The organism is Pseudoalteromonas sp. S4492 (genome assembly GCF_005886115.1).
Taxonomy (GTDB): domain Bacteria; phylum Pseudomonadota; class Gammaproteobacteria; order Enterobacterales; family Alteromonadaceae; genus Pseudoalteromonas; species Pseudoalteromonas gelatinilytica.
Window position 1 is genome coordinate 1 of the sequence record NZ_PNCP01000294.1, and the last position, 257, is coordinate 257.

Sequence of the window (257 nt, forward strand, 5' to 3'; positions counted from 1 at the left end):
CGAGGAGGGCGAGCGCATTCGCCAGCGCATGCAGTCGGTACATGGCGAACTGCTGGCGTTGGAGCGTGAGCTTGAACACGACCTGGAGCAGACGAGTGAGTCGGAGCATCAGGGCTACAGCGGCGTGTTGCGCATCACGGCGCCGGTGCTGTTCGCCGAGCGTTATCTGGTCGAGGTCTGCAATGCCTTTCAGACACGCCATCCGGCGGTCGAGCTGCGTCTGGACGTCAGTTACGAGAGCCATGACCTGACCCGTG

General features: G+C 63.0%; 1 protein-coding gene. It reads left to right on the plus strand.

Translation table 11 applies throughout. The features are described from left to right. Window positions 1-257: LysR substrate-binding domain-containing protein (locus CWC28_RS21610; protein WP_249324998.1), on the plus strand; the 257-nt coding region annotated here is incomplete at both ends.